This window comes from Paracoccus aurantiacus (assembly GCF_007993065.1).
Lineage (GTDB): Bacteria > Pseudomonadota > Alphaproteobacteria > Rhodobacterales > Rhodobacteraceae > Paracoccus > Paracoccus aurantiacus.
The window spans coordinates 18034-39369 of sequence record NZ_VOPL01000009.1 but is presented as its reverse complement, the minus strand read 5'-3'; the positions used below and the strand labels follow the sequence as shown (position 1 = coordinate 39369).

Annotated in this window: 22 protein-coding genes; 15 read left to right on the top strand and 7 right to left on the bottom strand. The window is 62.9% G+C overall.

From position 1 onward, the window contains the following. Window positions 1-10: 10 nt before the first annotated feature. Window positions 11-1171, top strand: coding sequence for an aldo/keto reductase (locus tag FQV27_RS16530; RefSeq protein WP_147100703.1), 1161 nt, complete (start codon window positions 11-13; stop codon window positions 1169-1171). Window positions 1172-1201: 30 nt separating this feature from the next. On the opposite strand, the gene FQV27_RS16525 is transcribed toward FQV27_RS16530, so the two are convergent. Then, window positions 1202-2095 (bottom strand): LysR family transcriptional regulator, encoded by an 894-nt coding sequence (locus tag FQV27_RS16525; protein WP_147100701.1) that lies wholly within the window; start codon window positions 2093-2095, stop codon window positions 1202-1204. A 112-nt stretch (window positions 2096-2207) separates the two neighbouring features. Between FQV27_RS16525 and FQV27_RS16520 the strand changes: the two genes are divergently transcribed. Next, entirely contained in the window at window positions 2208-3203 is a 996-nt protein-coding gene (locus FQV27_RS16520) for an aldo/keto reductase (RefSeq protein WP_147100699.1), read from the top strand. 99 nt (window positions 3204-3302) lie between these two features. Here the strand turns inward: FQV27_RS16520 and dhaL are convergent, their stop codons facing one another. The 5 genes from dhaL to FQV27_RS16495 form a co-directional block, all read right to left on the bottom strand. Further along, entirely contained in the window at window positions 3303-5063 is a 1761-nt protein-coding gene (gene dhaL, locus FQV27_RS16515; RefSeq protein WP_147100697.1) for a dihydroxyacetone kinase subunit DhaL, read from the bottom strand. Window positions 5064-5290: 227 nt separating this feature from the next. Then, a complete protein-coding gene (locus tag FQV27_RS16510) occupies window positions 5291-6031 on the bottom strand; it encodes an ATP-binding cassette domain-containing protein (protein WP_147100695.1) in 741 nt (246 codons plus the stop codon). Continuing rightward, entirely contained in the window at window positions 6028-7035 is a 1008-nt protein-coding gene (locus FQV27_RS16505) for an ABC transporter permease (RefSeq protein WP_246133145.1), read from the bottom strand. The genes FQV27_RS16510 and FQV27_RS16505 overlap by 4 nt, the downstream gene beginning before the upstream one ends. Before the next feature lie 2 nt (window positions 7036-7037). Beyond that, window positions 7038-8012 carry an ABC transporter substrate-binding protein gene (locus FQV27_RS16500; protein WP_147100693.1) on the bottom strand — a complete coding sequence of 325 codons (975 nt, stop codon included), beginning with the start codon at window positions 8010-8012 and terminating at the stop codon, window positions 7038-7040. 100 nt (window positions 8013-8112) lie between these two features. Further along, on the bottom strand, window positions 8113-8838 hold the full coding sequence (locus tag FQV27_RS16495) for an SDR family oxidoreductase (RefSeq protein WP_147100691.1): 726 nt from the start codon (window positions 8836-8838) through the stop codon (window positions 8113-8115). A 266-nt stretch (window positions 8839-9104) separates the two neighbouring features. Here FQV27_RS16495 and FQV27_RS16490 point away from each other — a divergent pair, with 266 nt between their 5' ends. From FQV27_RS16490 to FQV27_RS16430, 13 genes are all read left to right on the top strand, one after another. Beyond that, window positions 9105-9878, top strand: a complete 774-nt coding sequence (locus FQV27_RS16490; protein WP_147100689.1) for an SDR family NAD(P)-dependent oxidoreductase — start codon at window positions 9105-9107, stop codon at window positions 9876-9878. A 5-nt stretch (window positions 9879-9883) separates the two neighbouring features. After that, window positions 9884-10945: a class II aldolase/adducin family protein gene (locus tag FQV27_RS16485; RefSeq protein ID WP_147100687.1), complete on the top strand. Its 1062-nt coding sequence runs from the start codon at window positions 9884-9886 to the stop codon at window positions 10943-10945. Beyond that, window positions 10932-12209 (top strand): FGGY family carbohydrate kinase, encoded by a 1278-nt coding sequence (locus FQV27_RS16480; RefSeq protein ID WP_147100685.1) that lies wholly within the window; start codon window positions 10932-10934, stop codon window positions 12207-12209. Before FQV27_RS16485 ends, FQV27_RS16480 begins: the two co-directional genes overlap by 14 nt. A gap of 10 nt (window positions 12210-12219) precedes the next feature. Then, on the top strand, window positions 12220-13260 hold the full coding sequence (locus tag FQV27_RS16475; protein ID WP_186827340.1) for a LacI family DNA-binding transcriptional regulator: 1041 nt from the start codon (window positions 12220-12222) through the stop codon (window positions 13258-13260). Between the two features lie 77 nt (window positions 13261-13337). After that, window positions 13338-14282 (top strand): sugar-binding transcriptional regulator, encoded by a 945-nt coding sequence (locus tag FQV27_RS16470; protein WP_147100682.1) that lies wholly within the window; start codon window positions 13338-13340, stop codon window positions 14280-14282. A gap of 127 nt (window positions 14283-14409) precedes the next feature. Next, the gene (locus tag FQV27_RS16465) at window positions 14410-15303 is read left to right on the top strand and encodes a tagatose-bisphosphate aldolase (protein WP_246133144.1); all 894 of its coding nucleotides are present in this window, start codon (window positions 14410-14412) and stop codon (window positions 15301-15303) included. Beyond that, window positions 15287-16186 carry an ROK family protein gene (locus FQV27_RS16460; RefSeq protein WP_186827339.1) on the top strand — a complete coding sequence of 300 codons (900 nt, stop codon included), beginning with the start codon at window positions 15287-15289 and terminating at the stop codon, window positions 16184-16186. The genes FQV27_RS16465 and FQV27_RS16460 overlap by 17 nt, the downstream gene beginning before the upstream one ends. Continuing rightward, window positions 16183-16740, top strand: coding sequence for an AAA family ATPase (locus tag FQV27_RS16455; protein WP_147100677.1), 558 nt, complete (start codon window positions 16183-16185; stop codon window positions 16738-16740). The genes FQV27_RS16460 and FQV27_RS16455 overlap by 4 nt, the downstream gene beginning before the upstream one ends. Window positions 16741-16776: 36 nt before the next feature. Continuing rightward, entirely contained in the window at window positions 16777-17505 is a 729-nt protein-coding gene (locus tag FQV27_RS16450; protein ID WP_147100674.1) for an SDR family oxidoreductase, read from the top strand. Window positions 17506-17520: 15 nt separating this feature from the next. After that, window positions 17521-18345 carry a class I fructose-bisphosphate aldolase gene (locus tag FQV27_RS16445; protein ID WP_147100672.1) on the top strand — a complete coding sequence of 275 codons (825 nt, stop codon included), beginning with the start codon at window positions 17521-17523 and terminating at the stop codon, window positions 18343-18345. Continuing rightward, window positions 18345-19490 (top strand): Gfo/Idh/MocA family protein, encoded by a 1146-nt coding sequence (locus tag FQV27_RS16440; RefSeq protein WP_222611720.1) that lies wholly within the window; start codon window positions 18345-18347, stop codon window positions 19488-19490. Before FQV27_RS16445 ends, FQV27_RS16440 begins: the two co-directional genes overlap by 1 nt. Next, a complete protein-coding gene (locus FQV27_RS16435) occupies window positions 19487-20158 on the top strand; it encodes a D-lyxose/D-mannose family sugar isomerase (RefSeq protein ID WP_147100668.1) in 672 nt (223 codons plus the stop codon). Before FQV27_RS16440 ends, FQV27_RS16435 begins: the two co-directional genes overlap by 4 nt. Continuing rightward, a complete protein-coding gene (locus FQV27_RS16430; RefSeq protein ID WP_147100666.1) occupies window positions 20155-21144 on the top strand; it encodes a carbohydrate kinase family protein in 990 nt (329 codons plus the stop codon). Before FQV27_RS16435 ends, FQV27_RS16430 begins: the two co-directional genes overlap by 4 nt. On the opposite strand, the gene FQV27_RS19190 is transcribed toward FQV27_RS16430, so the two are convergent. Continuing rightward, window positions 21131-21259: a hypothetical protein gene (locus FQV27_RS19190; protein WP_377769018.1), complete on the bottom strand. Its 129-nt coding sequence runs from the start codon at window positions 21257-21259 to the stop codon at window positions 21131-21133. The genes FQV27_RS16430 and FQV27_RS19190 overlap by 14 nt on opposite strands. Window positions 21260-21336 lie beyond the last annotated feature (77 nt).

The window sequence follows — 21336 nt, the reverse complement described above, 5'->3', positions numbered from 1 at the left end:
AGGAATTGTCATGACACGTTTTGAAAACACATCTCTGACCCGTCGCAGCATGATCCTGTCCGGCGCGGCCATGGGTGCCGCCGCCATGCTGCCTGCGGGCCGTGTGTTCGCGCAGGCTACTGCCCCTGCCGCTGCAGCCTCCACCAGCCAGCGGATGCTGGGCGACGTCGCCGTCAACCCCATCGGGCTGGGTTGCCAATGGTCGGCAAGCGGCGATGATGCCGTCCTGAACGACCAATATGGCGGCAGCATCCCGCGCGAAACGGCTATTCAGATGATCCGTGAGGCGGTGGATCAGGGCGTCACGCTGATCGACACGGCGGAGGCATACGGGCCGTTTCTTTCCGAAGAAGTCGTCGGTGAAGCGTTGCAGGGCATCCGCGATCAGGTCGTTCTGGAATCGAAATTCGGCTGGGATATCGATCCTGTCACAGGCGAACGCACTGGCGGGTTGAACAGCAAGCCCGAGCACGTTCGCACAGCCATCGAAGGTATGTTGCTGCGCCTGCGCACCGATCGCCTTGATATCGTCTATCAGCACCGCGTCGATCCCGAAGTCCCGATCGAGGATGTGGCCGGCGTCATCAGCGACCTGATGGCAGAGGGCAAGGTGTTGCATTGGGGTCTGTCGGAGCCCGGCATCGACACGATCCGCCGTGCCCATGCCGCACAGCCCTTGGCCGCGATTCAGAACGAATATTCGATGATGTGGCGCGGACCAGAGGTCGACGTGCTGCCGCTTTGCGAGGAATTGGGCATCGGATTCGTCTGCTGGTCGCCGATGGCGATGGGCTTTCTGGGTGGCAAGATGAATGCCGAAAGCCGGTTTGAGGATGGCATTCTGGCGGCAATCCCTCGCTTTGCCCCTGACGCGCTGCCCGCCAATATGGCGCTGTTCGATGTGGTAGCGGCATGGGCACAGGAAAAGCAGGTCACACCTGCCCAGATCGCACTTGCCTGGCTGTCGGCGCAGAAGCCCTTTGTCGTGCCGATCCCCGGCACCACAAAGCTGGAACATATGCGCGAAAACACCGCCTCGACCAACGTGACATTCACGCCCGAGGAACTGGCGCAACTGACCGCGCAGGTCGATGCCGTCCAGATTCAGGGCGCGCGCCTGCCTGAAGGCGTGCTGCAACTCTCGGGTGTCGATACGCCGCCGAAATCCTGATCGGAAGGGGCGGCCTGACCGCCCCTTTTTTCAACCTCGCCAGCGCAATGCCTCCAGAAGCAGCCGGAAGGCGGGCGTGGGCTGGCGGCGGCTGGGATAGTAAAGGTGATAGCCCTCGTAAGTGGGCCACCAGTCCTTCAGAACCGGCCTCAGGCGACCTGCGCTGATATGTGGCTCAAGCTGATCTTCGGGCATGAAGACGATCCCGACCCCGTCCAAAGCTGCATTCACGCGCAGGGCGATGGTCGAGACGACAAGCGGCCCTTCGATCTTCACCCGCGCCTCTTGCGTGCCACGCTCAAGCTCCCAGACCAGAATATCGCCATGGGTCGGCATCCGGGTCATGATGCATCGGTGCTGGGTCAGATCCTGTGGCGCCGAAACCGCAGACCGGCCCTTAAGATATTCCGGCGACGCGGCGATTGCGAACCGGATATCCGGGCTGATCCTCATGGCGATCATGTCCTGCGCCAGTGTGTCGCCCATGCGAACGCCTGCATCGAGCCCATCCGCCACGATATCGATCAGGGCATTGCTGACCGCAATTTCGACACGAATGTCCGGGTATTCGGCCAGAAACCGGGACAGTCCGGGCTGTAGAACGGACACCGCAGCGTGTTCGCCCGCACTGATGCGGATCGTGCCGCGTGGCCGGTCGGTCAGATCGCCAAGCGCATCCAGCGCGTTTTCCATCTGCGCAAAACCCGGCCCCAGCGTTTCCAGCAGTTGCGCGCCGGCTTCCGTCAGCGCCACGCTGCGGGTGGAACGGGTCAGCAGCCGCACATCCAGCACTTCCTCCAGATTGCGCACCGTCTGGCTGAGCGTCGATTGCGAGATCCCAAGCCGTGCGGCGGCGCGGGTAAAGCTGCGCTCTTCGGCCACGGCGGTGAAGGCATAAAGGTCGTTAAAGGCGCGTCGCGGCATTGATCGGTCCTGACGATAAGATAATGCGGTTTTCGCAGGCTAATCCAATAGACGAAGCTCGGCTATATCCGTTTCAACGAAAACAGGAGACTTTCCCGAAAGGAAAACTGCAATGAAAACCCGTCAACTTGGCCAGAACGGCCCGAAAGTCTCGGCCCTTGGGCTTGGCTGCATGAGCATGACAAGCGACATCTATGGCCCCGCGCCTGATCGGGGCGATATGATCGACCTGATCCGTAAGGCCAATGAACTGGGCGTTACCCTGTTCGATACAGCCGAGGCCTATGGCCCCTTCACCAACGAGGAGTTTCTGGGCGAGGCCGTCGCACCCATCCGCGACAACGTCGTCATCGCCACCAAATTCGGCTTTGACATCCACCCCGACGGATCGCGCGGCAGCGGCACTAACAGCCGGCCCGAGCATGTCCGCGCGGTGGCGGAGGCCGCATTGAAGCGCCTGCGCACCGACCGGATCGACCTGTTCTATCAGCACCGCGTTGATCCGGACGTCGCGATCGAGGATGTGGCCGGTGCGATCGGAGAGCTGATCGCTGAAGGGAAAGTGCTGCATTGGGGCCTGTCCGAAGCCGGACCAGAAACCATCCGTCGCGCCCACGCCGTGCAGCCGCTGGCGGCTGTTCAAAGCGAATATTCGCTGTTCTGGCGCGGACCAGAGACGGAAACTCTGCCGCTGCTGGACGAACTTGGCATCGGCTTTGTTCCCTTCAGTCCGTTGGGCGCTGGGTTCCTGAGCGGTCAGATAGACGCGAACACGACCTTCGCGCCCGGCGATTTCCGCAATAACGTCCCGCGCTTTTCGCCCCAGGCCCGCGCCGCAAATATGGCGCTTGTCGACGTGGTGCGCGACGTTGCAGAGGCTAAGGGCGCCACGCCCGCGCAGGTCGCACTGGCATGGCTTCTCGCGCAGAAGCCCTGGATCGTCCCGATCCCGGCGACCACCAAGCTGCACCGGCTGGAAGAAAATCTGGGTGCCGTCGATCTGGAGCTTACGGACGCAGAGCTCGTGCAGATCAATGATGCCGCGTCCCGCATCAAGATCGAAGGCGAGCGATTGCCAGAAGCCGCGCTCAAGATGACCGGCCTGTAAAGGGGGTTGGCGCTGTGCTGAATGATCCGAAAGGACGCTCAGGACAGCGCCGATGATCTGCACGTCAGTCCGGGCAGACGCGGAAAACCCTGTGGCAGGTCACTTCAGCCCGAGATGATCGCGCGCCAGATAGGTTCTCATTCCGCTCAACAGAAGAAATGCGGAAGCAGCGCCCGGATCAACATGGCCAAGACTGCGTTTTCCCAGCTTGGCGGCGCGCCCTTTCCTGGCCTCAAGATCCGCGGTTGCATTCATCCCGGCTTCGGCAGCTTTTGCTACCGCCTGCATCAACCGGACGACGTCGGTATCGGCATTCTGCCGTGCGACATCGGCTGCCGGTATCCACGCATCTGCCATGGTCTTGTCGCCGATGACCGCGCCGCCCCGCGTGGTAATTCCGTCGGCTGCGGCGGCGATAAGCGCTGCCAGCGCCGGAGCATCAAGATCCAGTCTGTCCGCCACCGCATGACCGGCATACTGGAATGCCGTCGCATAAAGCGGCCCGGAGGACGCGCCGACCGCATCCAGAAAGGCGCTGCCCATCCTGCCGCACGTCTGTGAAATCGTTTCATCGGTCGGCGCATCATCCAGCGCGTGCAGAACTGCCCGCCAGCCCTGTGCCATGCTGACGCCGTGATCGCCGTCACCGATTTGCCCGTCCAGATCGGACAGCCAATCTGCTTTCTCGATAATCGCCAGACCGGCATGACGCATCATGTCGCGAAAGATCGTGGCGCTGATCGGCCCACCGGATTTCAGGACAGTTTCCGATGGGGCGTCAGTTGTCGGTCGAGGCTGGGTTCTGGCCGCAACGACAGGCCCTGCTGCACTGCCAGTGACTGCGACAGGCGCGCCCTCATGAAACGCAGGACTATGGCAGGGATGAAACAGCAGCTCCGCCAGTTCGTCATCCAGCGCCATCACCGTGATCGACGCCCCTGCCATTTCAAGCGAGGTCGCATATTCTCCGACCCATGCCCGGACCAGCTCGACACCCTGATCCGAGAGGATTTCGCTGACGCGCTTGAACAGGATGTAAAGCTCCAGATGCGAGGTCGCGCCCAGCCCGTTGACCATGACGGCCACGCGATCCCCTGCCGTCAGGTCCGCATCCGCCAGAATGCTGGCCATCAGGTCATCGACGACAATATCGGCATTCGCCAGCTTTTCGCGCCGAACACCTGGTTCGCCATGCAGGCCCATGCCGATTTCCATCTCGTCATCGCCGAGCTGGAAATTCGGCTTGCCGGTTTGCGGCAACGAGCAGGGACCAAGCGCGACGGCTGCGGAAAAGATTGCCGCATTGGCCTTGCGCGTCAGCGCCTCGACGCGGTCAAGCGAATGGCCCTGATCTGCGGCGGCGCCCGCGACCTTGAAGACAAAGACATCACCGGCAATGCCACGCCTTTCGGATCGCTTGTCGATGGGGGCGGACAGCACATCGTCCGTCACCTGAACCTGACGGATCGGCACACCCTCGGCCTCCAGCATCTCGGCGGCCATGGTGAAATTCATCACATCGCCAGTATAATTTCCGTAAAGAAAAATGACGCCAGCCCCGCCATTGGCCGCGCGCGCGGCGTCGGCAATCTGGTTCGGCGCGGGCGAGGCGAAGACATTCCCGATTGCCACGGCGTCTGCCAGTCCGCGCCCGACATAGCCGACAAAGGCAGGCTCATGCCCTGAACCGCCGCCTATGACGACACCGACCTTGCCCGCGCGCGGCCCATTTGTCGCAACAATTGCCCGGCCCGTATCGCCCGACACCTGCAGTTCACCGGAATGCGCGGCGATCAGGCCCGCGACAAGATCGCTGATGACATCATCGGGATGGTTGATCAGTTTCTTCGTCCGGGCCATGGCAGATCCTTTCGCTTGTCAGTGCGATCTTGCTGTAATGGGCCTGATTTGCCAATTCCGCATCACGCAAGTCGCATGCGGTGTCGTCGTATCAAATGGCCGATTGCGGCAAGCGCGGGTTCCGTCGCAAACTTCTGTGGTTGGACAGACCGTGTCGTGGCCCGGCTGATTGTCCCTGGCGCAGAAGTTTACGACAAATCCCTTTTGCACATGGCGAGAGACAGGCGCTAAAGCGTCGCGCCCATCATCATGCGAACGATTTCCTCGTCATTGGTCTCGGCCGGGCGGCGTTCGCCGGCGACCACCCCGCGGGCCAGCACGATGATGCGGTCGGCGGCGGCAAAGATATCGGGCAGGTTATGCGAGATCAGGATGATCCCGACCCCTTTTGCCTTCAGCCTGTGGATCAGCGCCATGACCTCTCGCTGCTCGGGTACGCCAAGCGCAGCGGTCGGCTCGTCCATGATGACCAGCCGGGCCTGCCAGTGAATTGCACGGGCAATAGCGATCGCCTGACGCTGCCCGCCCGACATCTCTCGCACTGGCGCTGCAGGGTCGGGCACGACAATACCCAGGCTTTTCATTACCTCGACGGCATCATTGCGCATGGTCTTGCGGTCGAGGAAGGGCAGGCCCAATCTCTTCACCACCCGTTCGCGCCCGAGATACAGGTTCAGCCCCGGATCGAGATTATCGGCCAAGGCGAGGTCCTGATAGATCGTCTCTATCCCGGCGCTGCGAACGGCCTCGGGGCTTCTGCCGGTCAGCTTTTCGTCGCGCAGATAGACGGCGCCCTCGGTCGGCTGATAGACGCCCGAGATCATCTTGATGACGGTGGACTTTCCCGCGCCGTTATCGCCGGCCAGCACGACGCACTCGCCTTCGTTCAGGGTGAAGGTGACATTCTTCACCGCCTCGTTCCCGCCGAAGCGCTTCTTGAGACCGTCGACTTTCAGAAGTGCCGTCATGCCTTGCCCCCCACGATGCGATCCTTTGACTGATCCACCAGAACCGCGATGATAATGACCAGACCCACGGCGACGAATTGCCAATATGGCGGCAGGCCCGAGAAGACCAAGCCGAACTGGATCACAGCGATGATGAAGGCGCCGATCACGGTGCCGGTGATCGTGCCTTGCCCACCCGTCAGCGACGCGCCGCCAATGAAGACAGCGGCCACAGCGTAAAGCAGGATCGGCTCGCCCGAGTTGGCGGCCCCGGCGGAAAAGCGGAAGGTATAGATCAAACCGCCCATCCCGGCGGTCAGTGCGGATATCACGAAAAGAATGATCAGGTGGCGTTTCACATCGACGCCAGCCCGCTCGACCGAGGCGGGGTTGGCGCCGAGTGCATAGGTGTGGGCGCCGAAACGCGTGTGTTTCAGCACGTAGTGGCACACCAGTGCCAGCACCATGGCGGCGACAAGCGGGATCGGAAAGCCCAGGATATTGCTGTTGCCCAGATCCCGCGCATAGCTGTTGCGGATCGACACGACCGCCCCGCCCGCGATGATCAGCGCGACACCGCGCGCGACCCCGTAAGTGCCAAGCGTGCCGATGAAGCTGGGCACGCTGAGATAGGCGACCAGCCAGCCATTGACGATGCCGACAAGCGCCGCCGACAACAGCCCCGCGACGGTCGCCAACAGCACGATCATCCAGCCCGCATCCGGCCCCGCAGCCCTGATCACAAGCGCGATCACGACCGATGCCAGCCCGGATGAGAACGCGATGGACAGGTCGATATGTCCGGCCACGATGACCAGCGTTAACCCAAGTGCCAGCAGCAATATCTGCGAGGCGGCAACGGCGATGGATTGAAGGTTATAGACCCGGAACAGGAAGGTGTTGCCGGTTTCGATCTGGGCGTAGATTTCGAAAAAGCCCAGAATCAGGATCAGGAACAGCCAGGACCAGGCGTTCAGCAGGGACTTCACGAATGAAGTCCCCTTGTTCTGTGCCACGTTTTCCATGGTCATTCCGAATAGATGAATTTCTGCGTGGCTTCGTCATCGACATTTTCGGCGTCGATCACGGTGAAGCCGGTGCCGATGGTGGTCGGAATGGATTCGCCTTTAAGATGAGCATAGGCGGCCATGACGCCGAAATAGCCGATCTCGGCAGGATGCTGCGCGATGGCCGCATCGACAAGACCCGAAGAGATGTTGTTCACGATAGAGCCGGGCGCATCGAAGGCGATCACGGTCACATCTTCGGATTTGCCGGCGCTTTCGACGCCATTGCCGGCGCCGAGCGCAGAGAACAGATTGGCCCCGAAGACACCCTTCACTTCGGGGTTGCGCGCCAGGACCGCCTGGAACTGCGATGCGGCAAGCGAGGCGTCGTTTTCGTTATACTGGGTATCGAGCACCTGAATGTCGGGGAAATTCTCGGCCATTTCGGCCTTGAAGCCTTCCTCGCGCTGATCCGTGGTTGAGATACCGGGGCGCAGGTTTGACACATAGACCGCGCCTTCACCCCCGATCGCCTCGGCCATGGCGCGGGCCGCCATGCGTCCGCCGCCGATATTGTCAGACGCGATATAGGCCAGCGGGAAATCGCCATCGCCTGAGCCGTCCTGATAGCTGCCGTCGTCGATGAAGGTGTCGACGGTAATGATCGGAATTCCGGCATCCGAGGCACGGCGCAGCGGCTCGATCATCTGTGTGCTGTCGGTCGGCGCGACCAGGATCGCGTCGGGTCCGCGCGCGATCACCGCGTCAAGGACCGGGGTCTGCAGGACCGGGTCGAATTCCTCGGCCCCTTGAAACTCGACCGTGATGCCGAGCGCTTCGGCGGCGACCTGCGCGCCCCGGTTCATGGTGATATAGAACGCATCAGTGGTCAGGCCGGGAACCAGCGCAATGGTGATATCCTCGTCTTGCGCAAGGGCCGCAGAACCGCTGCCGATGGCCGCTGCGAGGGCAATGCTCGCGATGATCTTCTTCATGTATATTCTCCTCCTGTCTGGCGGCTCGGTTTGAGCCTTCGGTCAATCGCCGCTCACTCCTCCGGCGGCGATCATTCTGCGTCCGGGCATGGCGCCGGGTTCAGATAGGTTGCGCGCGTGGCAAGATGACCAGATCGCGAATTGTCACGTTCCGCGGGCGGGTAAGCATGAACATCGCGGCATCGGCCACGTCTTCTGAGCGAAGCCCCTCGCCGGTCGCTGCCTTGGCGTCGATTTCGGCCGGATCGGATATGCCCCAGAGGTCGTTGAGCACGATACCGGGCGCAATGGCCTGAACGCGGATATTCTGCGCGCCGACCTGCTGGCGTAACCCATGCGCGAAGGACTGCACGGCATGTTTGGATGCCGAATAGACCGGTTCCCACGGGATCGCCTGATGGCCTGCGACCGAGCTGGTGATCAGTATATCGCCGCTGCCGCGTTCGATCATGCCGGGCAGGGCGGCGCGCACGATCTGGAAGACGGCCCCGATATTCGTCTGCAACACGCGGTCGATATCCTCAGGATCGTTTTCGACCAGATCGCCGGCCAGATAGATCCCGGCATTCGCCATCAGAATGTCAACCGGGCCAAGTTTTCGCGCGACCTTGTCCAGCAACTCGGACGAGGCACCGGGTGTGGTCAGATCGGCGGTGATCGCCACGGCACTGGGACCGATCCCCTTCGCCGCCGCTTCCAGCTTGTCGGCAGAGCGCGCAACCAAGGCGACCTTCGCGCCGGTGGCGGCAAGCGCCTTGGCCGTGGCAAGGCCGATCCCGGAACTCGCGCCGGTGATCAGCGCGACCTTGTCTCTGATCTCGGACATGACCCCTCCCAAGGTTCATCCGCTGAACCGGTGCGACGCCCAGAAAGCGCGCGCCGACCTTCCTTGCATGAGAGGCTGGCATCAATCATTACGCACGTAAAGAAAAATTTTACAGAAATTTATTGTTTGGGCGATTTGCCGCAGATCTCCGGCACTGATAACGGCAGCATTGCCATCCAAGAATTAACGCGTGTAAAGAAAAAGAAGGAGTGTCGGACGACGTGGAGGCTGCCGGCAAGCTGGCGAGAAGTATCGGGAGGTGCTTGATGTATTTGCAGAAACTCGACCTGACGGGGCGGCTGGCGGTTGTTACCGGCGCGGCGCAGGGAATCGGAGCGGCCTGTGCTGATGCCCTGTCCGAGGCGGGCGCGACGGTGGTGATCGCCGATCTGGATCTGCCTGCGGCCGAACAGAAGGTGGCGGCTATTATATCGGCTGGCGGCAAGGCCATGTCCCGCCGACTGGACGTGACGGACAGCTCCGATGTCGAGGCGCTTGCCGAATCGCTGGAAGCAGAGGGCGGCGTCGATATCCTGGTCAACAATGCCGGAATCGTGCAGTCGAACACACCCGCCGAAACCTGCTCCGACGATCACTGGCGGCGGCATATGGCGGTCAATCTGGACGGGGTCTTCTTCTGCGCGCGCAGTTTCGGACGGCGGATGCTGGAGCGCGGGTGCGGGTCGATCGTCAATATGGGCTCGATGTCGGGGATTATCGTCAACAAGCCGCAGGAACAAAGCTTTTACAACGCCTCGAAGGCCGGGGTGCATCATCTGACGAAATCGCTGGCCGCCGAATGGGGCGGGCGCGGGGTGCGGGTCAACGCGGTCGCGCCAACGGTGATCGAGACGGAACTGGTCAGTCGGGTGCTGAAGGACATCCCCGAGATGGAGCGGATCTGGCTGGACATGACGCCGATGCACCGGCTGGGTCGGCCGGACGAAATCGCCTCGGTCGTGCTGTTTCTGGCGTCCGACGCGTCCAGCCTGATGACCGGGGCCATCGTCTCGGCCGACGCGGGTTATACCTGCTGGTGACAGATATGACGCAACCCGAAGGCCCGCTTTGGCAGGAATTTCTGACGGTATCGGCGCGGATCGGGCTGGATATCGGTCTGGTTCAGGGGGCGGGTGGAAACAGTTCGCTGAAAGATGGCCGGATCATGTGGATCAAGGCCTCGGGCAACTGGCTGGCCGCTGCGGATACGCACCCGATCATGGTGCCGGTCGATCTGGCGGCGCTGCGCGAGCGCGTCATGGCCAGCGAACTGGCCGAGACCGATATCGCCGCAACGACGCTGTCGGGCGGGCCTGCGGGGATGCGGGCTTCCGTCGAGACGCCGTTTCATGCGCTGTTGCCGGGGCGTTGCGTGCTGCATGTTCACTGTGTCGATACCATCGCTGCGGCGATCCGCGTCGATGCAGCCGACCTGTTGCACGACAGGCTGGCCGGGCTGAACTGGCGTTGGCAGCCCTATGTGAAGCCGGGTGTTCCGCTGACAAATGCCCTGCGCGACAGCGGCGCGGCAGAGGCCGATCTTATCGTTCTTGGCAATCATGGTCTGATAGCGCAGGCCGATACACCTGCCGCAGCCGAGGCGCTGCTCTCGCAGGTTCGAGAGCGGCTTGGCGGGCCAGTCCCTTCGCGGCGTGCTGCGCCCGGGGGCGCATGGCCGTCGCTTGCCGGCACCGGCTATTCGGTCGCGCGGGTACCGGACGGCAATGATCTTATGTTCTGGCCCGAACTGCGCGCGCATGCCGGGAATTGTGTCATCGCGCCGGACTTCGTCGTTTTCTTCGGGCCATCTATCCCGATCCTGACGCCCGGCCCCGACCTGCCCCGACGGCTTTGCGCGCTGGCGGAAGCACAGCTGCCACAGAATGCCATCGTTCTGGTCGAAGGCCTCGGCGCGTTGATCCGCGCGGACGCGATGCGCGGGACAGAGGAACTGCTTTCGGGCTTTGTGCACGTGCTGAAGCGACATGTGATGAATGGCGGCGGTCCGATGCGGCGCCTCGATCCGGCCGAGATCGCCGAATTGCTGAATTGGGATGCCGAGAAATACCGTCAGGCGATGAACCGGGGGCCAGATGGAACAGGCTGAGCGTATCGCCATCATCGATATCGGCAAGACCAACAGCCGCGCGATTCTTGCCGATCTTGTCACCCGGCAAGAGATGGACATTAGGGCGATGGAAAACCGCGTGCTGCCCGGCCCTCCCTATCCGCATCTGGACACAGACCGAATAGCCGATTTCATCCTGCGCGCGCTTGCCGATTTTGCGCGGGTTCGACCGGCGCTGCGGGTCCTGATCATCGGCCACGGCGCGACCATGGCCGTTGTCGATGATGTCGGGTTGGCTTTGCCGGTTATGGATTACGAATACGCCGGCCCGGACGATCTGGCGGCGGAATATGACCGCCAGCGCCCCGATTTCGCCGAAACCGGCGCGCCGCGCATGCCCGGCGGGCTGAACCTTGGCGCGCAGCTTTTCTGGCTGGCCCGTCACCACGCGCAGGAACTGTCGCGGGCGCGTCATGCGCTGTTCTGGCCGCAATACTGGACGTGGTATCTGACCGGGCATGCATTCAGCGAGATTTCCTACGCCACCAGCCACAGCGATCTGTGGTCGCTGCGGACCGGGCAGCCGGCTGTTGGGGCGATGTCGCGGATCATGTCGGGTCTGTTTCCGCCGATTGCGCCTGCCGCGGCCATTGCCGGAACGATCCGCCCCGCGCTTGCCGCCGCTTACGGTCTGCCCGACGGGATCAGCGTGCATGTCGGCGCCCATGACAGCAGCCTCGCGCTTGTGCCGCATGCCGGGTCGGGCAGGCGCGCGCCTTCGGTGGCAATGTCGACGGGGACATGGCTTGCCGGCTTCGCAATCGGTGTCGAAAAGATGCCGGCGCCGGGGCCGGGGATTATGGCAAGCCTTGATATTTTTGGTCGGCTGGTGCCGAACTTCCGCATCATGGCCGGCAAGGCGCGCGCCGATTTGCTGGACGGGCATTCGCGGACAGACCTGCCCGCCCGGCCGGCCGATGAATTGGCGCTTTATCAGGACAAAACCGGCCGCTTCGGGCTGCATGACAGTGACTGTCTTCCTGCGCGGCTGGCCACGCGTCCGGATGAAAGCGCTGCCGACGCCGTCGACCGATTGCTGGCGCGCGACGCGCTTGCCGGGCTTTATGCCATAGGCGCAAGCGGGCCGCTGCATGTCACAGGTCCCTTTGCGAAAAACCCGGTCTTTATGGCGGCGCTGCGTCAGGGCTGGCGCTTCCCGGCCCGGTCGAGCACATATGCACAGAGCATCGTCGATCAGGTCGCCGCTTTGCTGGACGGGCCGGAAGACCGGCCAGTATCATGATGAGACTGGAATGAGCAGGAAGACCATCCGCACGATGGAAGAACTGGCCACCGAGATCGAGATCTCGCGCCCGACGCTGTCGCGCTATTTCCACGACCCGGCCAGCGTGCGCAGCGGCACCCGCCTGAAGATCGAAGAACGCCTGCGCGCCGTCGATTACGTTCCGAATTTCTTCGCCCGCAACCTGAACCGCAAGCGGACGCGGCTGATCGGCGTTGTCGTGCCGCATCTCAATGATATCTTCCAGACCAGCCTTATCAATGCCGTCGACGCCGCCGCCGGCCAAAGTGACTATCGGATCATCATTCAGAATTCGGATAACGAGCCGTTGCGCGAGGCCGGGGCCATTGAGAGGCTGCGCTCGATGAATGTCGACGGCATTCTGATCGCGCCTCTGGGGATCGCCTCCGATAGCGAGATGCTGCGCCGGGCAGAGGCGCATGTGCCGCTGGTGCTGATTGATTCGCGCGCAATGGGCAGTGCGGACGGGTTCGATTTCGTCGGCAATGACAATGAACACAGCGTCGGGCTTATGGTCGATTACCTGATCCGTTCGGGCCATGACCCGGTCTTTCTGTCCATGCCGCAGGTCAATATCAACGCTGTCGAACGGACCGAGGCCTATCGCGCCGCGATGGTCCGTCATGGCCGCCCGGCCCACGTCATCGCGGCCGATATTGCCGGGCATAGCTGGGATTTCGAAGCGCACGGCCTGTCGGTGATGCGCGCCGAATTCGCTGCCGGGCGCCATACCCGCGCCTGTGTCCTGTGCGCGAATGACCGGGTGGCGCTTGGGGCGCTGAAGGCGGCGCATGAATTCGGCCTGTTCCCGCAGGGCAAGGCCGGCGATTTCCGGTTGGCGGGCCATGACAACGACGCCTTGACCAGGTTCTTGCATCCCGGCCTGACCACGGTCGAACAGGACGTGCCGCGCATCGCGCGCGAGGCGGTGGACATCCTGCTTGGCCGGATCGAGCGTCCGCGCCGTCCGGACGAGCCGCATGATTCCCGCCGCATACCGGCGCGCCTGGTTCTTCGCGAATCGGCGTAACCGACGCTGCCAGATTGCCGGGCGGGCGGATTTCGGGCAGGAATGGTGAGCATGACACATCATCCCGGCGCGACCTCATGAACAGACGACCCCGCGGCGGCAAGCTGCTGACCCGCAGCATGATGCATATGGCTGCGCGGCTGCACTATCTTGACGGCCATTCACAAGTCGAGGTTGCCGAGCGGATGGAGGTCTCGACGGCGACGGTCTCACGACTGCTGTCACTGGCGCGCGACGAAGGGATCGTCCGTATCCAGGTTTCGGACCCCGATGAAGCCGACAATCTGGGCGAGGATCTGGCCGCGCGGCTTGGGCTGAAGGCGGTGCGGGTTGTCGAAAGCGATCGCGCCGCCGCCGTCAGCATCCATCTCGCGTCCCTGCTGAAGGAAGCGCGCCTGCCGCGCCGCCCGGTGCTGGCGCTTGGCTGGGGGCGGATGGTTCAGGCGGTGATCGCGACCGGTCTGCCGCCTCTGCCGGGCGGAACGGTAATCCCGGTGATCGGGGGCATGGACGAAACGGCCGCGCATTTCCAGATCAACGAATTCGTGCGACTCGCGGCGGAGCAGATGGGTGCGGGGGCGCGGTTCCTGCACGCGCCTTCAACAGTTTCGGCGGAACTGCGCGCGGTTCTCGACCGCGATCCGGGTGTTGCCGCGCTGACCGGGCTCTGGGACAGGGCGGATGTGGCGCTGCTTGGGATCGGGCAGTTTCCGGCGGTGTCTGGCCATGCTGCGCCGCGTTTCGCACCAGAGGATGTGGGTCGCGTCGTCGGGGATGTCGCACGCCATTATTTCGACTTCGAAGGCCGTCAGATCCTGTGGCAAGGCCAGCAGGGGCAGATGTCGATCTCTGCCGAACAGCTGCGCCGCGTGCCGATGTCGATCGGCCTGGCCACCGGGCGCGACAAGGCGTGCGCGATTCTCGGGGCGGCGCGTTCAGGTCTCATCAATATGCTCGTGACCGATATCCGTGCCGCTCAGGATATGGCGGATTTGCTGGAGGCCCCATCCCGGAGTTATTAGAAATATATTTCTGAAAAATATTGTTGATATGCTGCGAAACCGGCGTTAGCCGTGGTCTGGCAATGGCTGGCCGCGACAGGGCCGCTGGGGGAATTCCGACAGGGGAAGGCAGGCGATGACTTCGGGCATGACCACCGCAGAGCGGCGCGGCTATCAACAGATCTGCGGCGAGAATGGACTGATGATGGTCGTCGCCTGTGATCAGCGAGGCGGGATGCGCAAGGTGCTGGCAGATACGCCCGAGGCGCAGAAGGCCATCGACGAGCCCACGCTTGGCATCGTCAAGGCGGGCATCGTGCAGCATCTCGCGAACAAGGCATCCTGCGTGCTGCTGGATGCGGTTTGCGCCGTGCCGCAAGTGGTCGATGACGGCGTGCTGGCCCGCGATACCGGGCTGCTGATCGGGCTGGATGCCTCGGGCTGGGATACCGATGCCAATGGCTATCAGATCTCGAAACTGGTGCCGGGTATTGATGCGCGGCGGGTTCGCGAACTGGGCGGGACGGGCGCGAAGCTGATGGTTTATCTTCGCCCCGATACACCCGATGCGAACACGGTCAACCTGGGCATAATCCGCGACTGCATCGCCGACTTCGCGGGGGAGGATCTGCTGCTGGTGGTCGAGATACTGACCTATCAATTGCCGGGCGAAAGCGACGCGGATTACCGCGCGGCCTTCCCCGGCCTGATCGTGGAAAGCGCCCGTATCTCGGTTGAATTGGGCGCGAAGGTGCTGAAGTTGCCTTATCCTGGCACGGCCGAAGCCTGCGCCGAGATCACGGCCATCTGCGGCGACATCCCTTGGGCCGTGCTGTCTGCCGGCGTCGATCATTCGACGTTCATCGGCCAGGTCGAAACGGCGATGCAAAACGGGGCTTCCGGTGTCATCGCGGGCCGTGCATTGTGGAAGGACTGCATTTCGCTGGATCAGGAGGTCCGGCGGGACAAGCTGGAAAATGTCGCCAGCGGGCGGCTGCGGGAAATTCAGGGCGTATTGGACCAATATGCGGGAAGGGCCTGAAAACACGCTTGGCCTGGATGTGGGCGGCACCAAGATCCGCGCGGCGCGGATTTCGGCGGATGGCCGCATACATGCCCGCGTGATTGAGCGGGTGACGCCCGACCGAGATGGTTTTCTGGCGCAGGTCTTACGGCTGATCAATGACTTACGCGATGCCGGGACGACGGCAATTGGGATCGGCATACCTGGTCGGATCGAGGCGGGGACGCAGCGCATTCTGTCTGCCGGTTATCTGGATATAGCAGGGATGGACTTGCGTGCGCAGGTTGAGGCGCAGGCGGGTCTGCCAGTGACGGTCGCGAATGACGCGACAATGGCCCTTATCGCAGAAGCGGCAATCGGCCATGACGAAAAAAGCGGCCTTATCTTGATGGTGACTATCGGGACAGGGATTGGCGGGGCGGCAGTGATGGATGGCCGGCCGTGGCAAGGCGGTGGGATAGCCGGGCAGTTCGGTCATATCGTAGTGACGCCTGATGGACCTGAGTGTAATTGCGGGCGGCGCGGATGCGTCGAAACGCAAAGTTCGGGAACCGCTCTCGGCCGACTGATTGTGGGCGAGGATCTGCCTGCAGATACGCAGGCTGGCGACCTTCTGGCCCGGGCCGCAAACGGAGAGGCGGTGCCGGCGGCAATCCTTGCCGATTGGGCCGAACCGATGCGCCGGGCGCTGGAAACGCTGGTTGCCGTGGCGGACCCGAAACTGATCGTGATCGGCGGCGGGCTTGGCGCGGAAATGGCGGCAGCACTTGCGCGACTGCCCAAGGGAAATAGCTGGTTCGGATTGCCGATTGCCGCGGCGCAGCTCGGCGACGATGCAGGCGTTATCGGGGCCGGCTTGGCGGTCATGCCCGCACGCGAAGATCATGCGGGGGTGTCATGACGCGCGCGGTGCTGGTCAACGGCGTGCCCGCCAGTGGCAAATCGACGGTGACGCGCCAGCTGACCCGCGGACTGGAGGCGCAGGGCATCGCTGCCATGCCGTTTTGCCTCGATACCGTGAAAGAGGGCCTGTTTGCCCAGATCGGCACTGGTGACCGCGAATATAACCGAAAGCTCGGACGGGCCAGCTATCATGCGATCTTCAACCTCATTGCCGAGATGCCGGGCAACTTCCTGCCGGTGATAGACGCCTGGCACGGCTTTCAGCCTGAAAGTGTGCTGCGCGACCACCTGGCACGTGCCGGCATCCAGCACTTGGTCGAGGTTTGGGTTGCGATCCCGCCTGAGGAAGCCGCGCGGCGTTACCGCGCCCGTGCGGATAGCCGACATGTGGGGCATCTGCCTGCCAGCTATGCCGATGAACTGTTTGCGCTTGCGGGCCGGGCGCGACCGCTCGCATTGGGGACAGTCATCAAGGTGGACGGCTCGATTGGCGCGCCGGACGATCTGGCCCGCCGGGTCAGGGAGGAGTTGCAGATCCTGGAATCGACCTGATCGGGTCCGGGCCGAATATCAAGGAGGAGGGAAGTCATGGCGGATTATGACAAGGGCGCAATCCTAGTGACCGGGGCCAGCGGCGGGATCGGCGGCGCGACCGTGCGCTTGCTGGTCGAACGTGGTGCGGATGTCATTGCATCGGGTCAGAACGAGGCGAAACTGGCAGAACTGGCCGCCGAAACCGGCTGCCGGGCGCTGCCTTTCGATCTGACCAGCGAGGACAGTGTGAAGGCTGCGCTGGATGGTCTGGATCTTTGGGGCGTGGTCAATTGCGGCGGCTTCGGCGGTGAGATCGCCACCCCGATGGACACTGACATCGACGTTTTCGACAAGGTCATCGCCACAAACGCGCGCGGCGCGCTTCTGGTGACGAAATACGCCGCGGCCAGCATGATCCGGCTCGGGCAGGGGGGCGCGATCGTGAATGTCTCCAGTCAGGCCTCACTGGTCGCGTTGAAGGGCCATATCAGCTATGGCTCGTCCAAGGCGGCGCTGGATAACATTACGCGCGTTTCGGCGCTGGAACTGGGACAATACGGCATACGCGTCAATGGCGTGCATCCGACCGTGGTGATGACACCGATGTCGGCCTGGTATTGGGGCCGGCCGGAAATCGAAGGCCCGTTCCTCAGCCAGATGCCGCTTGGCCGTTGGGCGACCGAGGCCGAAATCGCCGCGCCCATCGCCTTTCTTTTGTCCGATGGTGCCTCGATGATCTCGGGCGTTTCGCTGCCCATTGATGGCGGCTTCACCGCAGTCTGAACGTCGGAGGAAATTATGAAACAAGCACGGATGAACCGCCTTTTCGGCGTATCGGGGAACTGCTTCGACGTGGCGATCGACCACGGCATGTTCAACGAGAAAAGCTTTCTCGGCGGGATCGAGGATATGCGCCACGCGATCGACGTTGTGGCAAGCGCGAAACCCGATGCGATCCAGCTTCCGCCCGGCACCGCGCCGATCCTGCAATCGCGACCCGGCAAGGATCGCCCGGCTTTGGTGCTGCGTACGGATATCGCCAATGTCTATGGCACGCCCCTGCCGCGCACGCTGTTTTCCGAAGTGATCGAGCGCGCCGTCGATCAGGCCGTCCGTCTGGATGCCGCCTGTGCCGTCGTGAACCTGCTGATGCTGCCCGATGAGCCAGAGGTCTATGCAGCCTGCGTGCGCAACGTGAATCGCCTGAAACTTGCCTGCGACGATGCCGGAATGCCCCTGATGGTCGAGCCACTGGTGATGCAGGACAATGCCAAGGGTGGCTACATGGTCGACGGCAATCTCGACAAGATCATGCCGCTGGTCCGCCAGGCGGTCGAACTCGGCGCCGATATCATCAAGGCCGATCCCTGCGACGACGCGACAGAATATCACCGCGTGATCGAGATCGCCCAGGGGGTGCCGGTGCTGGTGCGTGGCGGTGGCAAGGTGTCGGATCGCGAGATCCTGGAGCGCACAAAGGTGCTGATGGAACAGGGGGCGCGTGGTATCGTTTATGGCCGCAACGTGATCCATCACGACAATCCTGCCGGCATGACGGCCGCACTGATGGCGATTGTTCATGACGGCGCTACTGCGGATCAGGCCCTGGAAAGGCTGGGGTGATGCGCGTCATCAGGTTCGGCATCATCGGCTGCGGATTGATGGGGCGCGAATTCGCCTCTGCTGCCGCGCGCTGGATGCATCTGACAGATATGAAGGCCCGGCCCGAGATCGTGGCGGTCTGTGACACCAACGCCGCGTTGATGGACTGGTATTCCGATCATCTGCCCTCGGTCGCCCAGAAGACGGCGGATTACCGCGAATTGCTGGCCAATCCCGAAATCGCGGCGATCTATTGCGCCGTGCCGCATGTGCTGCACGCCGATATGTATCCCGAAATCATCGCCTCGGGCAAAGCGCTTCTTGGCGAAAAGCCGTTCGGCATGGACCGCGCCCAGAACGCCACGATCATGGCGGCGCTGAAGGAAGGGCCGGGACAATTGGTGCGCTGTTCGTCCGAAATGCCCTTCTATCCCGGCGCGCAAAGGGTGATCGACTTCATCAAGTCAGGGGCCTTGGGCGATATTCTGGAGGTCGAGTGCGCGTTTCTGCACAGCTCTGACATCAACCCCGACAAAGTGATCAACTGGAAGCGCATGGTCGATGTGAATGGCGCATATGGCTGCATGGGCGATCTGGGGATGCATGTCTGCCATGTGCCCCTGCGCATGGGCTGGCGGCCGAAAACGGTCAATGCGAACCTTGTTAAGCGGGTGACCACGCGGCCCGATGGCAAGGGTGGGCGTGTGCCTTGCGAGACATGGGACAATGCCACCATCACCGGCATGGTGGGCGAAGGGCCGGATGCATTCCCACTGGTCCTCAAGACCTGGCGGATCGCGCCGGGGGAATCGAATACCTGGTCGATCCGGGTTCTTGGGATGCGCGGTTCGGCCGAATTCTCGACCAAGAACCCCCGCCAGTGGCGCTTCATGCGCTATGAACCCGGCGGGGCGCAGGCATGGCAGGTTGAGGATCTGGGCTATCAATCGCTTTTCCCGGCGATTACCGGCGGGATTTTCGAATTCGGGTTCGCAGATGCGATCCAGCAGATGTGGGCGGCATTCGTAGACGAACTGGTGGGCGGGGATGCGAATGGCTTCCATTGCGCCACGCCGGATGAGGCCGCCGCCCATCATGCCATTCTGACCGCTGCGCTGATCTCGGGGGTAGAGGGCCGCGTGACCGAGGTGGAGTATCCGCAATGAAGCGATCCGAAATCAACTCCGCCATTCGCAGGGCCGAAAAGACGCTGGCGCAGCACAGCTGGGCCATGCCCGATTTCGCAAGCTGGTCCACCGATGACCACAAGGCCCATGCAGCCCGCAGCGAATGGCTGCGCGATCGCCAGATCGGCTGGGATGTGACCGATTTCGGCTCGGGCGAATTCGCGCGGCGGGGGCTGGTCCTGTTCTGCACGCGCAATGGCATTTTCGACGGTCAGGGCGAGCGGCCCTATGCCGAGAAGCTGCTTTTCGTCGAGGTCGGGCAGGAAACGCCCTTCCACGCCCACCGCATGAAGCTGGAGGATATCATCGTCCGGGGCGGCGGCACGCTCTGCGTCGAATTCACGCCCGAGGGTGCTCAAACCCCGCTTAGCGGCGAGCCGGTCGGGGATATCATCCGCATCGACGGCGAGGAAGTTCCCGCTTATGGCCGCGTCCACAGGTTGCACGCGGGGCAGGGCATCACCGTGCCGCGCGGGATGCAGCATCGTTTCTGGGGTGAGGATGCGCCGGTCTTCCTGGCCGAGGTCAGCCAGTGCAATGATGACCGCAACGACAATTTCTTCCTTGAACCCATTGGTCGCTTCTCGGACGTTGAGGAAGATGAGGCCGCCTATCGCCCGCTGTGGAACGAAGGGGGCGGGAAATGAGCGCGGGCGAACGGCGCGGGATTGCCTGCGCCGGGAACTGGATCCTCGATATCGTCCATGACATTCCGGCCTGGCCCGCGAAATCCGACCTCGTGCAGATCACCAAGCAGGTCAGTGGCTTGGGCGGTGGGCCTGCAAATGTCGCCTCGGGGTTGATGGCGATGGGGGCAAACTATCCGGTGGTGCCGGTCGGCCTGGTCGGCGCGCGCTCGCTTGGCGACGAGATGCTGGCGCTGACGCAAGAGGCCGGGCTGGACACGGCGCGGATCGGGCGGACCTCGGCGGCGACGACTTCGCAGACCCATGTCATGAACGTGCCGGGCGACAGCCGGACCTTCTTTCATCACACCGGCGCGAATGACCTGCTGGATGCGCAGATGATCGACGTGGCCGGGTTGGCCGGGATGGGGCTGAAGATATTCTATCTTGGTTATCTGAACCTGTTGGCGACGCTTGACGCGCCGGGTCCGGATGGCCGCCCGCGCGCCGCTTCCGTACTGGGCGATGCACGGTCGCGCGGGATGATCACCTGCGTCGATCTGGTTTCGTCGCAAAGCTCGGGTTTCCGCGATACCGTCTTTGGTTGCCTGCCCGAGATCGACTATCTGTTCCTGAATGAGACTGAGGCCGCCCGCGCCACCGGCCTGCGCGTCGACGCGCCCGAGGATGAGCCTGGCATGATCGCCGCCGCCCGCGCCCTCTCCGAAGGCGGCGTCCTGCGTGCCGTTATCCTGCATTCTCCCGCGCGCACGATCTGGCTGGAGCATGGCGTGGCGCAGGTTTTTGCTCCCGCGCCGCTGCCGCCGGAAAAGATCGTCAGTTCGGTCGGCGCAGGCGATGCTCTTGCCACTGGCATCATCCACGGGCTGCATATGGGATGGACGCGAGAGGCTGCCGTAGAACTGGGCTTTCGTGCTGCCGCCGCCTGCCTTGGCACGCAGACCGCGACCGGCGGACTCGGGCCGGAACTGCTTAGCGGATCTTGAAGCCGCGCTCTGCCATGAAGTCTTCAAGGCCGCGAAACGACATCGTGTAGCGGGCATAGAAAAACACGGCGAACAGGATCAGATGCATCGGAAACTGCGCACACTTGAACGACATCAACACTCCGCCTCGTTCCTGTGTTCCTGAATGAACGCAATGGCAGCTCACGGGTGCGCGCGGGTCATGGACCGCAG

What these genes read in the sequence shown, in the direction of transcription:
- FQV27_RS16530 (WP_147100703.1), top strand. Translation starts at nt 11, where the DNA reads ATGACACGTTTTGAAAACACATCTCTGACCCGTCGCAGCATGATCCTG.
- FQV27_RS16445 (WP_147100672.1), top strand. Translation starts at nt 17,521, where the DNA reads ATGAAACAAGCACGGATGAACCGCCTTTTCGGCGTATCGGGGAACTGC.
- FQV27_RS16485 (WP_147100687.1), top strand. Translation starts at nt 9,884, where the DNA reads ATGACGCAACCCGAAGGCCCGCTTTGGCAGGAATTTCTGACGGTATCG.
- FQV27_RS16500 (WP_147100693.1), bottom strand. Translation starts at nt 8,012, where the DNA reads ATGAAGAAGATCATCGCGAGCATTGCCCTCGCAGCGGCCATCGGCAGC.
- dhaL (WP_147100697.1), bottom strand. Translation starts at nt 5,063, where the DNA reads ATGGCCCGGACGAAGAAACTGATCAACCATCCCGATGATGTCATCAGC.
- FQV27_RS16435 (WP_147100668.1), top strand. Translation starts at nt 19,487, where the DNA reads ATGAAGCGATCCGAAATCAACTCCGCCATTCGCAGGGCCGAAAAGACG.
- FQV27_RS16480 (WP_147100685.1), top strand. Translation starts at nt 10,932, where the DNA reads ATGGAACAGGCTGAGCGTATCGCCATCATCGATATCGGCAAGACCAAC.
- FQV27_RS16430 (WP_147100666.1), top strand. Translation starts at nt 20,155, where the DNA reads ATGAGCGCGGGCGAACGGCGCGGGATTGCCTGCGCCGGGAACTGGATC.
- FQV27_RS16440 (WP_222611720.1), top strand. Translation starts at nt 18,345, where the DNA reads ATGCGCGTCATCAGGTTCGGCATCATCGGCTGCGGATTGATGGGGCGC.
- FQV27_RS16460 (WP_186827339.1), top strand. Translation starts at nt 15,287, where the DNA reads ATGCGGGAAGGGCCTGAAAACACGCTTGGCCTGGATGTGGGCGGCACC.
- FQV27_RS16505 (WP_246133145.1), bottom strand. Translation starts at nt 7,035, where the DNA reads ATGGAAAACGTGGCACAGAACAAGGGGACTTCATTCGTGAAGTCCCTG.
- FQV27_RS16490 (WP_147100689.1), top strand. Translation starts at nt 9,105, where the DNA reads ATGTATTTGCAGAAACTCGACCTGACGGGGCGGCTGGCGGTTGTTACC.
- FQV27_RS16510 (WP_147100695.1), bottom strand. Translation starts at nt 6,031, where the DNA reads ATGACGGCACTTCTGAAAGTCGACGGTCTCAAGAAGCGCTTCGGCGGG.
- FQV27_RS16450 (WP_147100674.1), top strand. Translation starts at nt 16,777, where the DNA reads ATGGCGGATTATGACAAGGGCGCAATCCTAGTGACCGGGGCCAGCGGC.
- FQV27_RS19190 (WP_377769018.1), bottom strand. Translation starts at nt 21,259, where the DNA reads ATGTCGTTCAAGTGTGCGCAGTTTCCGATGCATCTGATCCTGTTCGCC.
- FQV27_RS16455 (WP_147100677.1), top strand. Translation starts at nt 16,183, where the DNA reads ATGACGCGCGCGGTGCTGGTCAACGGCGTGCCCGCCAGTGGCAAATCG.
- FQV27_RS16475 (WP_186827340.1), top strand. Translation starts at nt 12,220, where the DNA reads ATGAGCAGGAAGACCATCCGCACGATGGAAGAACTGGCCACCGAGATC.
- FQV27_RS16520 (WP_147100699.1), top strand. Translation starts at nt 2,208, where the DNA reads ATGAAAACCCGTCAACTTGGCCAGAACGGCCCGAAAGTCTCGGCCCTT.
- FQV27_RS16465 (WP_246133144.1), top strand. Translation starts at nt 14,410, where the DNA reads ATGACCACCGCAGAGCGGCGCGGCTATCAACAGATCTGCGGCGAGAAT.
- FQV27_RS16495 (WP_147100691.1), bottom strand. Translation starts at nt 8,838, where the DNA reads ATGTCCGAGATCAGAGACAAGGTCGCGCTGATCACCGGCGCGAGTTCC.
- FQV27_RS16470 (WP_147100682.1), top strand. Translation starts at nt 13,338, where the DNA reads ATGAACAGACGACCCCGCGGCGGCAAGCTGCTGACCCGCAGCATGATG.
- FQV27_RS16525 (WP_147100701.1), bottom strand. Translation starts at nt 2,095, where the DNA reads ATGCCGCGACGCGCCTTTAACGACCTTTATGCCTTCACCGCCGTGGCC.